This is a genomic window from Enterobacter cloacae complex sp.6700776, from assembly GCF_048284255.1.
Lineage (GTDB): Bacteria > Pseudomonadota > Gammaproteobacteria > Enterobacterales > Enterobacteriaceae > Enterobacter > Enterobacter intestinihominis.
The window spans coordinates 35,625-52,472 of sequence record NZ_JBLVYK010000020.1 but is presented as its reverse complement, the minus strand read 5'-3'; the positions used below and the strand labels follow the sequence as shown (position 1 = coordinate 52,472).

General features: G+C 55.7%; 15 protein-coding genes. 7 read left to right on the top strand and 8 right to left on the bottom strand.

What is annotated here, in order from left to right; genetic code table 11:
- Nucleotides 1-3 precede the first annotated feature (3 nt).
- The 6 genes from ybiO to rhtA all read right to left on the bottom strand — a co-directional run bounded on the left by ybiO (nt 4) and on the right by rhtA (nt 6,601).
- Entirely contained in the window at nt 4-2,214 is a 2,211-nt protein-coding gene (gene ybiO / locus ACNQ0T_RS20205) for a mechanosensitive channel protein (RefSeq protein WP_022647521.1), read from the bottom strand.
- Between the two features lie 120 nt (nt 2,215-2,334).
- Entirely contained in the window at nt 2,335-3,057 is a 723-nt protein-coding gene (gene glnQ / locus ACNQ0T_RS20200) for a glutamine ABC transporter ATP-binding protein GlnQ (protein WP_022647522.1), read from the bottom strand.
- Nucleotides 3,054-3,713, bottom strand: a complete 660-nt coding sequence (gene glnP, locus ACNQ0T_RS20195) for a glutamine ABC transporter permease GlnP (RefSeq protein WP_010428919.1) — start codon at nt 3,711-3,713, stop codon at nt 3,054-3,056. Before glnP ends, glnQ begins: the two co-directional genes overlap by 4 nt.
- A 93-nt stretch (nt 3,714-3,806) precedes the next feature.
- On the bottom strand, nt 3,807-4,550 hold the full coding sequence (gene glnH, locus ACNQ0T_RS20190; protein ID WP_003858455.1) for a glutamine ABC transporter substrate-binding protein GlnH: 744 nt from the start codon (nt 4,548-4,550) through the stop codon (nt 3,807-3,809).
- Between the two features lie 361 nt (nt 4,551-4,911).
- Entirely contained in the window at nt 4,912-5,415 is a 504-nt protein-coding gene (gene dps, locus ACNQ0T_RS20185) for a DNA starvation/stationary phase protection protein Dps (RefSeq protein ID WP_000100801.1), read from the bottom strand.
- Between the two features lie 298 nt (nt 5,416-5,713).
- Nucleotides 5,714-6,601, bottom strand: a complete 888-nt coding sequence (gene rhtA, locus ACNQ0T_RS20180) for a threonine/homoserine exporter RhtA (protein ID WP_023305742.1) — start codon at nt 6,599-6,601, stop codon at nt 5,714-5,716.
- A gap of 355 nt (nt 6,602-6,956) precedes the next feature.
- Here rhtA and ompX point away from each other — a divergent pair, with 355 nt between their 5' ends.
- Nucleotides 6,957-7,475, top strand: a complete 519-nt coding sequence (gene ompX, locus ACNQ0T_RS20175; RefSeq protein WP_003858450.1) for an outer membrane protein OmpX — start codon at nt 6,957-6,959, stop codon at nt 7,473-7,475.
- Nucleotides 7,476-7,591: 116 nt separating this feature from the next.
- Here ompX and ACNQ0T_RS20170 read toward each other — a convergent pair whose 3' ends face one another.
- Nucleotides 7,592-9,175 (bottom strand): phosphoethanolamine transferase, encoded by a 1,584-nt coding sequence (locus tag ACNQ0T_RS20170; protein WP_022647524.1) that lies wholly within the window; start codon nt 9,173-9,175, stop codon nt 7,592-7,594.
- A gap of 268 nt (nt 9,176-9,443) precedes the next feature.
- A complete protein-coding gene (gene mntS / locus ACNQ0T_RS20165) occupies nt 9,444-9,572 on the bottom strand; it encodes a manganase accumulation protein MntS (RefSeq protein ID WP_022647525.1) in 129 nt (42 codons plus the stop codon).
- 182 nt (nt 9,573-9,754) lie between these two features.
- On the opposite strand from mntS, the gene mntR reads away from it, so the two are divergent.
- The 6 genes from mntR (at nt 9,755) to ACNQ0T_RS20135 (ending at nt 16,764) form a co-directional block, all read left to right on the top strand.
- Entirely contained in the window at nt 9,755-10,228 is a 474-nt protein-coding gene (gene mntR / locus ACNQ0T_RS20160) for a manganese-binding transcriptional regulator MntR (RefSeq protein WP_022647526.1), read from the top strand.
- The gene (locus tag ACNQ0T_RS20155) at nt 10,225-11,334 is read left to right on the top strand and encodes an anion transporter (protein ID WP_023299650.1); all 1,110 of its coding nucleotides are present in this window, start codon (nt 10,225-10,227) and stop codon (nt 11,332-11,334) included. The genes mntR and ACNQ0T_RS20155 overlap by 4 nt, the downstream gene beginning before the upstream one ends.
- Before the next feature lie 101 nt (nt 11,335-11,435).
- On the top strand, nt 11,436-12,530 hold the full coding sequence (locus ACNQ0T_RS20150; RefSeq protein WP_417930356.1) for an HlyD family secretion protein: 1,095 nt from the start codon (nt 11,436-11,438) through the stop codon (nt 12,528-12,530).
- Nucleotides 12,527-14,098 (top strand): DHA2 family efflux MFS transporter permease subunit, encoded by a 1,572-nt coding sequence (locus tag ACNQ0T_RS20145; protein WP_022647529.1) that lies wholly within the window; start codon nt 12,527-12,529, stop codon nt 14,096-14,098. Before ACNQ0T_RS20150 ends, ACNQ0T_RS20145 begins: the two co-directional genes overlap by 4 nt.
- Nucleotides 14,098-15,621, top strand: coding sequence for an efflux transporter outer membrane subunit (locus ACNQ0T_RS20140; RefSeq protein WP_155019039.1), 1,524 nt, complete (start codon nt 14,098-14,100; stop codon nt 15,619-15,621). The genes ACNQ0T_RS20145 and ACNQ0T_RS20140 overlap by 1 nt, the downstream gene beginning before the upstream one ends.
- Nucleotides 15,622-15,723: 102 nt before the next feature.
- Entirely contained in the window at nt 15,724-16,764 is a 1,041-nt protein-coding gene (locus tag ACNQ0T_RS20135; RefSeq protein ID WP_303756316.1) for an aldo/keto reductase, read from the top strand.
- Nucleotides 16,765-16,848: the final 84 nt, after the last annotated feature.

Sequence of the window (16,848 nt, the reverse complement as noted above, 5' to 3'; positions counted from 1 at the left end):
CGGTTACAGCGTCGGCTCCTGTGGAGGGAGCGGCGAAGCGGGCGGCGACAATACCTGATACGTCTGCACCGGCGCTCTCACGTTCGCCAGATCGAAGTGTTTTTTCACCATGCTGTCGAGAGCAAAGCGCACCGTCCACTGTTTCAGCGGCTGGGTGGTGAACGACACGCGCAGGGTAAAGGCAGTGTTCGTCAGCCCGACGATGCCCGCAAACGACGGCTCACCAATTACCAGCCCGCGAATATCCTCCATCTCCATCAGTTCGCTCACCGCATCCCGCAGCGCCTGTTTCGCCTTATCTGCATCTTCGTGACGATCGACATCATAATTCGCCACCACCGAACCAATGCCGCGCACAAAGTTGGCAAAGGTGGTGATCGATGACCACGGAATAATGTGGTACGCCCCGGTATCCTGACGTACGCCGACGGAGCGAATGGACATCCTCTCCACCGTGCCGGTAAGCGGTCCGATGGTCACCAGATCCCCGGTGTTCATCCCGTTCTCAAACTGGATAAAAATGCCGGTGATAATATCCTTCACCAGCGTCTGCGAACCAAAGGAGATCGCCAGTCCTAGGGCACCGGCACCCGCCAGCAGTGGGGCGATATTTACGCCGATTTCCGACAACACAATCATGATGGTAATGGTGCTAATGATCACCGCCAGCGCGTTGCGGAACAGCGTCAGCAGTGTGCGGGCGCGGGCGCTTGGCAGGGGCCTGCCGTGGACATCCGACACCAGACGGTTTTCGATAAGGCTTGCCAGCAGCGTCCAGCCGACGGCGGAGAAGAACAGGATCAGCGCAATACGAATAAGAATATCGACGGTCTTTTCCCCGGCGCCGTTATGCAGCCAGTTCCAGAAATCAAACAGTCCCCACGCATTCAGCAGCAGCATAATTGCCACGCAGACCGTCAAAATACGCGCCACCTTCAGCGACACCGATGTCCAGCCATTTACCCGTTTTTGCAGCTCGGGGTAATTACGCTGAACCTGCGGCGACAGGGTGATCGTCTTCGACAGCCAGCGGGAGAGTAGGCCAGAAACAAAGGCCGCGATGCCGATAATCGCCAGGCTTTTGAACGTCGCCCCCATCATAAATTTCAGGCTGTTGCCCGGATCGAACAGCGAGAAGAAACACAGCACAATAAAATAGGCGCTGGCCAGCCAGTGCCACACCAGCGCAAAGGCGCGTATAAAGAGGCTGAAAAAGGAGAGGGAGCGATCGGCCAGGTGAAGCAGACTGTCGGTGATCGCTTTTTTATTGTGGAAGATGAGGTACAGCGCCCAGACGGTAATACAGAGCATGATCAGCACGTTCGCCAGGGCCCCGAACTGCACGTTAACCTGGTTGGAAATAATCGGGACGGCAACCAGCAGGCCATAGCCGATCAACCCGCTCAGCACGCTGAGCCGAACCGCCCAGTATTTGGCGCTCCGATCCGAAATGGCGAACGGGCGAAGTTCCGGCACGCGCGGACAGAATATTAACCGCAGGAGCGCCTTAAAGAACTCGATCAGGGCAAAGGCGTTCAGGAACAGCCCCTGCTGAAAGGCAATGGTTTTGTTCCCGGTATTAAGACGGTCGGCCAGCATCTGGCCGACAAACAGCGTCAGCGCCAGCAGCAGCAAATCGATGATAAAGGCCCCGGTAATCATTGCCGGAAGATGCAGCCAGCTGCTTTTATGCTGATTCTTTTTACGTCCCCAGTGGCCCATCTTCCGGTAAAGCGGCCAGACAGACAGGCGCAACAGCCAGTAAAAAATGAATACCGCGGCGGCCAGAATAGAAAACTGGGTCGCGGCTGCAGAAAAAGTGTGGGGATTAAAAGGCTTATGCGAGGTGCCAACAAGGTTGCGATAGAGCTGGGCAAAACGCGACGACAGGGCTTCCCCGTAGCGGCGACTGATATCGGTGACGTTTTCCAGTACCGTCTTTTCGTCTTCGACTTCCGGCGGCGCGATAGTCGGAACCGGATCCTGAGGCGGTGTGGCGGCCACTTTCCTCAACTGATCGATAAGCTCCTGCCGGGACGTGTCGTTCTCAAGCACGTCGGCAAGTGCGCTGTAAGCGGCTTTTTTCTTTTCAGCGTCGGGTTCTGGCGGCGCATTTTGCTGGGTGGCGGTGGCTCCGGTGGTGACGCCGGGAATGGTTACAGCAAGTGATGGCGCGCTAAACAGGGTAAACAGTAGCAACAGGATCCACGGCACGGCGTCCTCCGACAAAAATATCGTGCAAAATGATAAGTATAGAGCGCGCGGAGCGGAGGGGAGTTTTTGGGAACAATCCGGCATAAAAAAGCCGGGCATGCCCGGCTCTGTGTATGGCTATCAGGAGACGTGTTGCAGGAACTCCTGGAGGCGCTGGCTAGGTGGGTTCGCAATCAGCGCCTGCGGATTACCGTCTTCCGCGATGCGGCCCTTATCAATGAAGATCAGACGGGACGCCACTTTTTCGGCAAAGCCGATTTCGTGGGTAACGATCACCATCGTCATGCCTTCTTCTGCCAGATCCTGCATCACTTTCAGCACCTCGTGACGCAGCTCCGGATCGAGTGCGGAGGTTGGCTCATCAAACAGCATCATCTTTGGCTTCACCGCCAGCGCACGGGCAATGGCCACGCGCTGCTGCTGGCCACCGGACAGCTCGGAAGGATAGTGGTGGGCACGCTCCGCCAGACCCACTTTCGCCAGCAGATCTTTTGCCAGCGTTTCTGCCGCCGCTTTGCTGGCCCCACGCACGCGCAAAGGACCGAACATCACGTTTTCCAGCGCCGTCAGGTGCGGGAACAGGTAGAACTGCTGGAACACCATGCCCGCTTCCTGGCGGATCAGGCGCTCGTCCACTTTCGGATCGTTCACCTTCAGACCATCGACGATCAAATCGCCGCTGGTGATCTCCTCGAGCTTGTTAATGCAGCGCAGCAGGGTGGATTTTCCGGAACCCGACGGCCCGATGATCACCACCACTTCACCCTGCCTGATGTTCAAATCGATATTGTGCAGCACCTGGGTTGGACCAAAGTGCTTGGAAACATTTTTAAATTCAATCACAGGATTTTCATCCTTCTTTCAAGACGACGCAGAACAAAGCTCAGGACAAGCGTGATAATCAGGTAGACAACGGCGACCGCACTCCAGATTTCCAGGGCGCGGAAGTTACCCGCGATGATCTCCTGGCCCTGACGGGTCAGCTCGGCCACGCCGATAACAATAAACAGCGAGGTGTCTTTAATGCTGATGATCCACTGGTTGCCCAGCGGCGGCAGCATGCGGCGCAGCGCCAGCGGCAGGATCACGTGACGGATCGTTTCGCGACGGGAAAGACCTAACGCCAGGCCAGCTTCGCTGAAGCCTTTATGAATCGACAGCACCGCACCGCGGGTGATTTCCGCAATGTAGGCGCCGGAGTTGATCATAATGGTGACGACAGCTGCGCTGAACGGGTCAATGCGCAGATCGTTGAAGGCCATCGGCAGGGCGAAGTAGATAAACATGACCTGCACCACAATGGGGGTGCCGCGGATCACTTCGATGAAAACCAGTGCGATGTGGTTTGCAATCCAGCCGCCGTAGGTGCGGGCGAAACCGGCCACCAGACCGATAATTAACCCGCCAACCAGACCGAGGACCGAAATCCACAAGGTCATTTTAGCGCCTTCAAGCAAGAGAGGAATGGCAGGCCAGATGGCGCTCCAGTCAAACTGCATGATGTATTCCTGTATACCGTGGTGAAAAACGAAAAACGTAGGCCCGGTAAGCGGTAGCGCCACCGGGCGTTACAAACCTGAAGTCAGGTGAAATTATTTAGGCTCGGTACCGAACCATTTTTTGTAGATTTCGTTATAGGTGCCGTTCTCTTTCAGGGTTTTCAGCGCGCCGTTAACTTTATTACGCAGGTCGTCGCTGCCTTTCGGGAACGCAATACCGTACTGCTGAGCTTCCAGAGAATCACCTACCGCTTTGAACTTGCCGTTACCGGCGGTTTTGATGAAGTAAAGGATGTTAGGCGTGTCGTGCAGCACCGCGTCTGCGCGGTTGGTGCCCAGTTCCATGTAAGCGTTGTCGATGTTCGGGAACTGACGCAGGTCTTTGGTTTTGATATTGGCTTTCGCGTAATCAACGGAACCGGTGCCGCTCTTCACGGCGACCACTTTACCGTCGAGATCTTTCACGCTTTTCACGTCGTTGTTATCCGCTTTCACCATCACCAGCAGGCCGCTTTTGTAGTAGCCATCAGAGAAATCGATCGCTTTTTTACGTTCTTCGGTAATGGTGATGCCCGCCAGCGCCAGGTCAACGTTTTTGGTTTGCAGTGCCGGGATAATGCCGCTGAAATCCATTGGCTTCAGGGTGTAATCCAGTTTGAGTTCTTTTGCGACAGCGGCCCACAGATCAACGTCAAAACCAACGTATTTATCACCCTGTTTGAATTCAAACGGTACGAACGCCGTGTCAGTCGCCACAACCAGTTTGTCGGCAGCCTGCGAGGACACCGCAAACGCCAGGGTAAGTGCAGCCAGTGAAACTTTTAATACAGACTTCATAGCATTTCCTTTTATATCCACGGGGCGATCCCCTGCGAGAACCTCAGGCACAATGAAAAAATCGTGCCAGTTTTACAAGCTGTTGTTTTGCAAAGGGGATGATGTCACGCATTGCACAAAAAGCGTGGCAATTCTGTCAGGTTGCACCAGAATGGAGCACCGATTTGGTGCGCTTCGTTAAGGTCTTCTGACAGGGGGATATTTAGCGTAGAATCTGACGAAAAAACAATCTTCCGTTAACGGTTGTGTGAGGTGATTATTACATTTTATTCACTTTTGCGGCCGTTGCGGACAAAAGTGTGCACCATAAATGTGCAAAACCCCCGCCAGGGGCGAGGGTTATTCAGACAATCCGCAGGGATTATTCGATGTTTGACTCAATGAACCACAGGAACTGATCCAGGTCGCGTGACGCGGCAGTGAAGATATCAGCGGTGTCTTCATCTTTGGCTTCGCCAATCGCTTTACGAACATCGTTCGCGACAATCGCATAACGGTCCGCAAGCTCTTTCAGGTGATCCTGAACGGTATGGATATCCAGCGGATAGCTTTTCAGTGGCGTTTTGCTGTTGATCACCTGCGTGGTACCCAGAGCCACACCGCCCAGCTGTACGGCGCGTTCGGCCATGGTATCCAGATGAGTCACCAGTGCTGTGCGGAAGCCATCCAGCATTTCATGAACGGCAATAAAGTTTGCACCGCGCATATTCCAGTGGGCCTGTTTGGTGATCAGCGAAAGATCGATGAACTGAACCACCTGGCGATTCAGCAGCTCAATGGTCGCTTTTTTATCGCTATCCGATACATCGTTACGGGTATAAAGCAGATTAGACGCTTTCGTTTTCACCAGTTTAGCGGTACTCATAATCTCATATCCTCTTGATGTTTGTGTCCCAGGTAATTACGGGATTAAGTATAGCACCGGATTTTTTCTCTGCGGTTTGGCGCTGCCTATCGGTTTAATAGCGAAAGGATGGTTGAAGTTCTAACTTAATGATTTTAAAGTTATTTATATAAATTGATGCAGATCAATCTTAATTCGTTAAGTGACAAGGCGGGCAGGTGAAATATTTTGGCAATATAAGAGAGTTTGTAAGAAATTATTTGAAGGGCTGACGAGACCTATATTCTGCATGGCCGGTAAGCCATGCAGAATTTAAGGGCTAGTTGAGGTCAATCTTATGTACTTTTGGTTCCGGGCGCATGGTCAATGTAGAGCCCATTGACGCCGCGATAATGGAACAGAGCGCCAGCGTCTGCACCAGTGTCAGGGTTTCGCCGAGGAACATCATTCCAGAGATGGCAGCCAGCGCGGGCTCCATGCTCATGAGCGTACCAAAAATACGCGTAGGCAGACGCGTCAGGGCGATCATCTCCAGAGAGTAGGGCAGCGCCGTGGAAAGAATGGCGACCGCCAGCCCAACCGGCAGGATTGACCACTGCCATATTGAGTCCGTTGCTTGTGCCATGCCGATCGGGACAAAGATAACCGCGGCAATCAGCGAGCCTAAGGCGACCGTCGCGGGGCCGTGCTCTTCGCCCGCACGCTGGCCAGTGAGAATATACACCGCCCAGCACGCCCCTGCGCCCAGCGCCAGAGCGGCCCCTGTCAAATCGATTTGTGAAACGCTTTGGCCGAGCGGCAGCAGGAACCATAGCCCCAGCACGGCCAGTATGACCCAGATAAAGTCTACCGGGCGACGAGAAGAAAAGAGGGCAACCGCCAGCGGGCCGGTAAATTCAAGCGCGACCGCGATCCCCAGCGGGATAGTCTGAATAGAGAGGTAGAACATGTAGTTCATCCCTCCCAGCGCCAGCCCATAAAAAAGCAGAGGCAGTCGCTGCTCCTTTTTAAACCGTAGCCGCCAGGGTTTAAAGACAACCACGAGGATCAGGGTGCCTAATGCGATACGCAGCGCCGTGACGCCGGGCGCACCAATCAGCGGAAACAGCGATTTTGCCAGCGACGCGCCGCTTTGTATGGACATCATCGCGATAAGTATGACTGCCACCGGCATCCAGACCGACGATTTACGAGGTAAACCTGGCATCCTTTCTCCTGTCAATTTTTGTCAAAAGAGGTAAAAGTCGCAGTGTAATGGAAATAACCTGCAACGGTTGAGCTACTGTTGAAAAAAAATCCAGGGAAAATCCGTAAAATGAGAAAACGTTGCTGATTTTATCGCCTGAAAGATTAGGAATAATCTGGATGAACTAAATGGCGATGACGCGCACTATTAGCATTTACAGGTGAAAATCTGGAGTTATTTGAACGAGATAGCTGATGCTGGAAATGTTCTGTTACAGGAAAGGTCGCATTAGACATCGTGAATGACAAAGAGTTTCACAGATTTTTTTGATATATTTAAAACTTACGGACTTACTTGAAGCACATTTGAGGTGGTTATGAAAAAAATTGCATGTCTTTCAGCACTGGCAGCTGTTCTGGCTGTTTCCGCAGGTACCGCTGTAGCGGCAACTTCAACTGTAACTGGTGGTTACGCTCAGAGCGATATGCAGGGCGTGATGAACAAAACCAACGGTTTCAACCTGAAGTACCGTTACGAGCAAGACAACAACCCGCTGGGTGTGATCGGTTCTTTCACTTACACCGAGAAAGATCGTACTGAAAATGGCTCTTACAATAAAGGTCAGTACTACGGCATCACCGCGGGTCCTGCTTACCGCCTGAATGACTGGGCAAGCATCTACGGTGTTGTAGGTGTTGGCTACGGTAAATTCCAGCAGACCGAAAACCAGGGTCTGAACCGTACTGCAAGCAACAGCGACTACGGTTTCTCCTATGGCGCAGGTATGCAGTTCAACCCAATCGAAAACGTTGCTCTGGACTTCTCCTATGAGCAGAGCCGTATCCGCAACGTTGACGTTGGCACCTGGATCGCGGGCGTAGGTTACCGCTTCTAATCACTTCGGTGAGCCAGTAAAAAATCCGCCCAATGTGGCGGATTTTTTTTGTTTGTACCCTCTCCCCGTGGGAGAGGGCCAGGGTGAGGGCATCAGCCTGCACGAGACGGCAGAGATCACTTACTCTTAATATCGAAAATATCCGTCCCCAGATGGTTATAGTCAACTTTCTGTAACCTGAAGTTGGTAATGTAAACTGGCGGGCCCTTCTTCCCGGAGATAAACGGGTAATCATTTTTTATCTCTTTCGCCTTAATCCCCGTCCACTGTGAGAAGAATTTCAGGAAATCGTTCGCGGAACGGCGCGCTTTGATGATGCGATGCGTTTTGTCATCACTCGACAGCACCATAAACGGTACCTGGAAGTTCTGCTGAAACTTGTCATCGTGGGCCAGATACTGCACCTCTTTACCGCGCTCCTTAAACGCCAGACCGTGGTCAGAGAAATAGACCATCGAGAAGCTATCGCCGCTGTTGCGCAGCTGCGCGTACAGCTTGCTGAGCAGATCGTCGGTTTGCGTCATGGTGTACAGATAACACGAGGTCTCTTTGGATTGCACAAACTCCGCATATTTTCCCCCGGTACGATCGCATGCCTGCGGGTGTGACCCCATCAGGTGCAGGACGATCAGCTGCGGCTGGGTGCGCTGAGTGGCAAAGACCTGCGCGGTCATTTTTAGCAACGCTTCATCTTTTGTGTTTTTATCGGCTTCGAAATCACCGCTTTTCAGGAACTGTACCTCGTCGGCACGCTTCGCGATGCTGGCAATGGCGGTATCATACTCGCCGATCTGCCCCTGGTTGGAGAACCACCACGTCTGAAAACCTGCCCGGTTGGCCAGGGTGACAAAATTATCCTGAAACTGCGGTTTTCCATCCACGACACGGTTGAGCGTCAGACCGAGAGATTTCTGCGTCGAACCGCTGGCCGCCACGTAATCGGTAAACAGCGTACCGTTGACGGAGCTGGCAAACGGCGTGTTATCCCAGTGACCGCCAAACGCGCCGAGCGCATCGCGACGCGCGCTTTCACCGATCACCACCACATAGGTGTGATACTTCGGTTTCACCGCCAGCACGTTCCAGGTATCTTTCATGGTGGAAAGCTCGGCCATACGCGCCTGCTCGTCGAGCACTTCCTCGTTATTCACTACCACGTCTTTAACGAAGCGAAACACCGGATACCCGGTATCTTTAAGCTTAAACACGCCGCCCCAGGCCAGATTTTGTACCGGCGCAACAAAAAACGTCACTACGCTAAAGGCCAGGCACAGGCTTTCAATTTTACCCCATGTTTTTTTCCCGACCTGCTTACGGCGAACCGCAATCACGCCGAGAGCAAAAATGAAAAGGCCAACCACGTAGTTGTACCACGGGAAGATCGTCAGGATCTCTGTAGACTCTTCCATATTGGTGGAGTGGAGCGCCAGCAGGGTATTAAAGTTCGGCGCGCCATAGGCCTGGCCGAACGGGAAATAGGCGGCAGCCACCAGAGAACAGATCCCGATAAGCACTTTCTGCATGCGCGGTGCGCTTCGCCATAGCAGGTGAAGAATGCAGGTGAACCCGACGGCATAAAGCAGGCTAAAGGGGTAGCCAAGAGCAAAGTTAATTAACAGCGATTGCAAAAAATAAAATCCCGTCCACGGGCTTAGGGCCCGGCTGCGGGTAACAAGTGTATCAATCAGGGTTACGTTCATAGATCACTATCACGAAAACGCCATGTGCTCACCCTGGCGTCAAGGGTCAAAGCCTGCCGGACAGTGCGTGGAAAGGGAATGGAGGTCCGCTTCAGCGAGCCGCAAATTGTGCAGGGCTGCAAGAAGATAGTGCGAGCGTGAATTAAGGTCAACAGTTGCTAAACAGATGTTTTGCGAAGGGGGCTGCAAATCCGCAAAAATAATCAGGAAAAAGCGAGTTTACAACGAAAGTGTGACAGGAAAATGAAGCGGCGTGCCGCGACGCCGCTTAGTGAGAAGATTTGTCGTCCTGATGCGGTTTGGCGTTAAACATATCGCACAGCATGTTCAACAGCATTAGACGCACTTTAAAAGGAGAGTGGGTAAACACGTTCATACACCTCTTGAATTCATTCATAAGACCTCCTGATTCATGATCCCTTCGATCCTTGAAGGGTGACTGCATTACATACAGATATAGCACAGGCTATATTGTATAGCTATGGCTAATTCGTTAATTTTTTGTGCTTGTAGAGCTATGGTTTACAATGTGCGCTCCGTTACAGGGCGCTGGAAGCGTCAACCCATTGAGGAAGCACAATGAACCGTCGCGCAGGTAAGCCAACAACAAAAAAAACGACGCAACTGGTGAACGTTGAAGAACATGTGGAAGGCTTCCGCCAGGTGCGTGAGGCGCACCGCCGGGAGCTGATTGATGATTATGTCGAACTGATCTCCGATCTGATTCGTGAAGTTGGAGAAGCGCGCCAGGTGGATATGGCCGCACGCCTGGGGGTGTCGCAGCCAACCGTTGCCAAAATGTTAAAACGTCTGGCGTCGGTCGGGCTGATCGAGATGATCCCCTGGCGCGGGGTGTTTCTCACCGCTGAAGGCGAAAAGCTGGCGCAGGAGAGCCGCGAGCGCCATCAGATCGTCGAGAATTTTTTACTGGTGCTGGGCGTCAGCCCGGAAATTGCCCGTCGGGATGCCGAAGGTATGGAACACCACGTCAGCGAAGAGACGCTGGTGAAGTTCCGCGAATTTACGCTCAAATATGGCCCCGCCGCTGAATGAACATCCCCGGCTTGCAGGCCCTGAAACGCGATCGTTTTTTCCATCTTTTACTTATCACTGGCGTTGGGCTCAGCGTCTTTGTGCCCTTCACGCCGCACACCTGGCCGGCGGCCATAGACTGGCGCACCATTATTACCCTGAGCGGTTTGATGATGCTCACCAAAGGCGTGGAGCTGAGCGGCTATTTTGACGTGCTGGGGCGCAAAATGGTGCGCCGCTTCGCCACCGAGCGCAAGCTGGCTCTGTTCATGGTCTTTTCGGCGGCGCTGCTGTCGACGTTCCTCACTAATGACGTAGCGCTGTTTATCGTGGTGCCGCTTACGCTCACGCTGCGTAAGCTGTGCGAAATACCGGTTACCCGTCTGATTATCTTTGAAGCGCTGGCCGTCAATGCAGGCTCGCTGCTCACGCCGATCGGTAACCCGCAGAACATTCTGCTGTGGGGACGCTCCGGCCTGTCGTTTACCGCATTTACCTGGCAGATGGCGCCGCTGGCGCTGGCGATCGTGGCGACGCTGCTGGTGGTGGGCTGGTTTGCTTTCCCGAATAAATCGTTGCAGTACCACAGCGGTACCACCGGCCCCCAGTGGCAGCCGCGTCTCGTCTGGAGCTGCCTGGGACTGTATATCGTTTTCATTACCGCGCTGGAGTTAAACCAGGCGCTGGCGGGCGCGCTGCTGGTGGCGTGTGGCTTCCTGTTCCTCGCCCGGCGGGTGCTGGTGAGCGTTGACTGGACGCTGCTGCTGGTGTTTATGGCGATGTTTATTGACGTCCATCTACTGATCCAGCTCCCGGTATTGCAGACCGTTCTCCATAGCGTCAGCGGTCTGTCGCAGCCGGGACTATGGCTGACGGCGATTGGTCTCTCGCAGGTGATCAGTAACGTGCCGTCCACCATTTTGCTGCTTAACTATGTTCCCCCAACGGTACTGCTGGCGTGGGCGGTCAACGTCGGCGGCTTTGGGCTGCTGCCCGGCTCGCTGGCCAACCTCATCGCCCTGCGGATGGCCAACGATCGCCGCATCTGGTGGCGCTTCCATTTATGGTCAATCCCGATGCTGCTCTGGTCTGCGGCGGTCGGTTTCGGACTATTCCTTCTCATATAGTGCGCAATTTGTCAGTTTTTCCTGGCAAATGTATAGCAACGTCCTAGCTTTAGTGAACGGCATAGTGTGATGCCGCTCACTGACAGGACCGTTGCTGAACTATGGCAGAAGATCAAAATCCACCTGCTGACGAGCAGGATCAAAACAATAACGAGCGCAAGCGCCCGGGCAAAAAACCGTTAATTATCCTTGGCATCGTGGTCATCGTGATGGTGATTGTGGCGCTGGTCTGGTGGTTTTTGACCCGTAACGAAGAGACCACCGACGACGCCTTCACCGACGGCGACGTAGTGACCATTGCCCCAAAAACGGCAGGCTACGTTACCGAACTTCGCGTGCGGGATAACCAGCGTGTAAAAAAAGGGGATGTGCTGGTGGTGATCGATCCGCGTGATACCACCGCCCAGCGTGATCAGGCTCAGGCCCAGCTTGGGCTGGCGGTTGCGCAGTTGCATCAGGCACAGGCGCAGCTGGCGCTCTCGAAGGTACAATATCCCGCCCAGCGCGATGAAGCCAAAGCCCAGGTACTGAAAGCCCAGGCGGATATGGCCAACGCTCAGGCGGAGTACCGCCGTCAGCGCGGCGTTGACCCCCGCGCGACCACACAACAAAGCATCGATGCCGCGAACGCTCAACTGCGGAGTGCACAGGCGGGTCTGGCCAGCGCGCAGGCGCAGCTGGAGGTGGCGGAGCAGGTCCAGTTGCAAATCCGCCAGCAGGAGACTAACGTCGAAGCCCGCGAACGGCAGGTCGATCAGGCCAGAGCGCAGCTGGAAAACGCCAACCTGAACCTCTCTTATACCGAAGTCCGCGCCCCGTTCGACGGTTTTGTCACCAAACGCAACGTCCAGCCTGGTACGCTGGTGCAGGCAGGCACGGCACTGTTCTCGCTGGTTTCCCCGAACGTGTGGGTGGTGGCGAACTTCAAGGAGTCGCAGCTTGAACGTATGAAGCCGGGCGACAAAGTGACCGTGTCCGTCGATGCCTGGCCGGATATGGCGCTCGAAGGCCATATTGACAGCATCCAGCAGGGCAGCGGCTCGCGCTTCTCCGCCTTCCCGTCGGAAAACGCCACCGGTAACTTTGTGAAGATCGTTCAGCGCGTGCCGGTGAAAATCGTCATTGATAAGGGGCTGGATCCGAACAAACCGCTGCCGCTGGGGCTGTCGGTTGAACCGAAGGTCACCGTGGAATGACGGACAGCAGCCACGAAAACTGGAAGCCCGCCAGTAACCCGTGGGCGGTGGCGATTGTGGTCACCCTGGCGGTGTTTATGGAAATTCTGGACACCACCATCGTCAACGTGGCGCTGCCCCACGTCGCGGGATCGCTCTCGGCCAGCTATGACGAATCTACCTGGGTGCTCACCAGCTACCTGGTGGCGAACGGCATCGTGCTGCCGATCTCGGCCTTCCTGAGCCGGCTGTTTGGCCGCAAGCAGTTCTTCCTGATCTGCATTGTGATGTTCACCATCTGCTCGTTCCTGTGCGGCATCGCCACCGAGCTTTGGCAAATCATCCTGTTCCGTGTGATGCAGGGCTTTTTTGGCGGCGGGTTGCAGCCCACGCAGCAATCGGTGCTGCTCGATTACTTCAAGCCGGAGGACAGGGGCAAAGCCTTTGGCCTTTCATCCATTGCCATTATCGTCGCGCCGGTACTTGGCCCGACGCTGGGAGGCTGGATCACCGATAACTACTCCTGGCGCTGGGTGTTCTTTATCAATATTCCAGTAGGGATTGTGACGGTGCTGGCCATCTATCAGCTGCTGGAAGATCCGCCGTGGGAGAAAAAGTCGGAAGAGAAGCTCACCGTCGACTGGACGGGGATCGGCCTGATCGCTCTCGGACTTGGCTGTTTGCAGGTGATGCTCGACCGGGGCGAAGATGATGACTGGTTCTATTCGAACTTTATCCGCACCTTCGCGGTACTGACGCTGGTCGGCATTATCGGCGCGATCTACTGGCTGATGTATGCCAAAAAGCCGGTGGTGGATCTGCACTGTATGAAGGATCGCAACTTTGCGATCTCCAGCCTGCTGATGGCGGGGATGGCGATGATCCTCTACGGCAGTTCGGTGGTTATTCCGCAACTGGCGCAGCAGGATTTGGGCTATACCGCCACCTGGTCCGGGCTGGTGCTCTCGCCCGGGGCGGTGCTGATTGTGCTGACTATTCCGCTGGTACTGAAGCTGATGCCGGTGGTGCAGACGCGCTGGATCATCGCCTTCGGCTTTACCTGCCTGGCGGTGTCCTTCTTCTGGTCCCGGACGCTGACGCCGGATATCGATTTCGAAACGCTGGTGCTGTTCCGCAGCGCCCAGTCGATTGGACTCGGGTTCCTGTTTGTGCCCCTTACCACCATCGCCTTTATCTCGATCCCGAGGCGGCTTAACGCCGACGCGGCGGCGCTGTTTACCATGTTCCGCAACGTGGCCGGCTCGATTGGGATTTCGCTCTCGACGGCGGCGATCACCGAGCGCTCACAGGCGCACAGCGCGCATCTGGCTTACCACGCTTCGCCGTTTAATGAGCAGTTCCAGCTGGCGATACGCGAAAGCGCCCAGGCGATCCAGAACTTCACCACTCAGGTGGGCGATCCGACCGGCATTGCCACCGGGCGGATGTACCAGACCATGATCGAGCAGTCGCGCTTTCTGGCCTACATTGACGTCTTCACCATTCTGAGCGCGGTGGCCTTCTTACTGATTCCGTTTTGTTTGTTGCTCTCGCCGGTTAAGAGCGAGGGGAGTGCAGGAGCACACTGATGATACACAGACGTTTACACCCCCTGATGATAATGATGCTGCTGGTGGGCTGCGCCGTCGGGCCGGACTACCAACAGCCTGCACCGCCCGCCACCACGCACTGGAACGATAAGGGCGACGGCGCGGTGAAATCACAAACGTCTTCCGCCGCCACCAACCCGCGCTGGTGGAAAACCTTCGGCTCGCCGCAGCTCGACAGCCTGATTGAACGCGCCATCGCCGGAAATCTGACGCTACAGCAAACCGTATTACGCATTGCCGGCGCGCGCGAACAGATTAACCAGGCCGGCGGGGCATTTTTCCCGTCGGTGAATGGCAATGTGCAGGCGACGCGCCAGCAGCTTGGGCTGGAAGGGGAGCTGAAATCCCACGGCGTGTATGACCAGTTGAATAATGTCGATCCGCAGTTGCGAAGCGCGTTAGGCCCGCTGACGCAGCCGATTAACCTCTATCAGGGCAGCTTCGACGCTCAGTGGGAAATCGACCTGTGGGGCAAGGTGCGCCGTCAGGTAGAAGCGGCCGAGGCGCAGCAGCGGGCGGCGATCGAGCAGCGTAACGATGCGCTGGTCTCGCTGGAAGCCGAAGTGGCGCGGGCGTGGCTACAGCTGCGAGGGGCGCAGAGCATCATTGCCACGCTTAATACGCAAATTGAAAGCGCGCAGCAGACGCTGGATCTGACCGAAAGCCGCCAGCGGGGCGGGCTGTCACCGCAGATGGACGTAGAAAACGCCCGGGCGCAGCTGGGCAATCTTGAAGCCCAATTGCCGCAGTATCAGGCGCAGGAACGCCAGGCGATGAACGGGCTGGCCATCCTGCTCGGCAAACCGCCGGGGGCGCTGGATGCCGAATTACAATCCGTGCAGCCGATGCCAGCGTTGCCGGATATTGTGCAAACCGGCATTCCGTCAACGCTGGCGCGTCGTCGCCCGGACGTGCGCGAAGCTGAGGCGAACCTCCATGCCGCTACGGCGCAAATTGGCGTCTCGGTAGCCGAACTGTTCCCAAGCTTCACCCTCTCCGGGCAGTTTGGCCTGCGTAACAGCGAATCCGGCTGGCTGACCGACTGGAGCAGCCACTTTTACAGCTTCGGTCCGCAGGTCTCCATCCCCATCTTCCAGGGCGGTCGGCTGGTCTCCAGCGTCAAGGTGGCCCGCGCACAGCAAGGGGCGGCGGTGCTGGACTATCGTCAGACGGTGCTGACGGCGCTCGGCGACGTTGAAAACGCGCTGGTGAGCTATCGCACCGACCAGCAGCGTGAGGCGGGCCTGGCGAAAACCATCGACGCGCTGCAAAACGCTTTTGATCTCGCCAGCGACAGCTACCGACAGGGGATCGCCAGTTTTATTGACGTGCTGGACGCCCAGCGTCAGCTCGCTCAGGCCGAACAGCAGCGGGCGCAGGCGCAGGTGCAGAGCGCGCTTGACCTGGTGGCGCTCTACAAAGCCCTCGGCGGCGGCTGGGAGCCGTATCAGCAGGTTCAGCTGCCAGACTACAGCGTCTTTGGCGATGCCCTGCGCGGATAGATTCAGAGGATTGGGCAAGAAACGGACAGGAACGCCACATTCGCGATGGCTGGGGGGCGGGTATAACTAACAGACACCCAATCGACATGCGAGGAAAGCGTTATGCGTTATCAAAAACTGGGCAATACCGGACTGTTTGTTTCTGAACTCTGCCTCGGCACCATGACCTTCGGCGGCGAGGGCGGCATGTGGGGCAAGATTGGCCAGCTAAGGCAAAACGAAGCCGAGCAGCTGGTGGGCCGCGCGCTGGACGCGGGCATCAACTTTATCGACACTGCCGACGTCTATTCGGAAGGACGCTCGGAGGAGATCCTCGGGCAGGCGCTGAAAAACCTGAACGTTCCACGTGAAAACGTGGTGGTCGCCACAAAGGTGTTTGGTGAAACGGGCACGGCGGGAGTGAACTCACGCGGCGGCTCGCGCTATCACATTATCGACAGCGTAAAGGAGAGCCTGCGCCGCCTGCAGCTCGATCATATCGATCTCTATCAGCTGCACGGTTTCGACCCCGCGACCCCCATTGAGGAGACGCTTTACGCACTGGATAACCTTGTGCAGCACGGTCACGTGCGATACATCGGCGTCTCGAACTGGACTGCGTGGCAGATTGCCAAAGCGCTCGGTATTTCTGAACGTCTTGGGCTGGCGCGTTTCGCATCGTTGCAGGCGTATTACACCATTGCCGGACGTGACCTGGAGCGCGAGCTGGTGCCGATGATGCAGAGCGAAGGCGTCGGATTGATGGTCTGGAGCCCGCTGGCGGGCGGCCTGCTGAGCGGAAAATACGGTCGTGACGGGCAGAGCGAAACCGGAGGCCGCCGTCTGGAATTTGACTTCCCGCCGGTGAATAAAGATCGCGCCTTCGACTGCGTGGACGTAATGCGCGTCATTGCCGAGCGTAGGGGCGTCTCCGTGGCGCAAATCGCGCTGGCATGGCTGCTGCATCAAAAAGCGGTGACCAGCGTCATTATTGGTGCGAAACGCGTCGATCAGCTGGACGATAATATTGCCGCCACCGGGATCAGCTTAAGCGAAGACGAGCTTAAACAGCTTGATGCCGTCAGCGCGCTGCCGCGCGAATATCCAGGCTGGATGCTGGAGCGGCAGGGGGAATACCGTCGTAGTCAGCTCGCGCAGCAGTAACCTTCCTTTTCCCCGGTGGCGCTTCGCTTACCGGGGCTACTATCTCTGGTCTTTATTTCAACCCACCTCACAAAAAATGCTCCT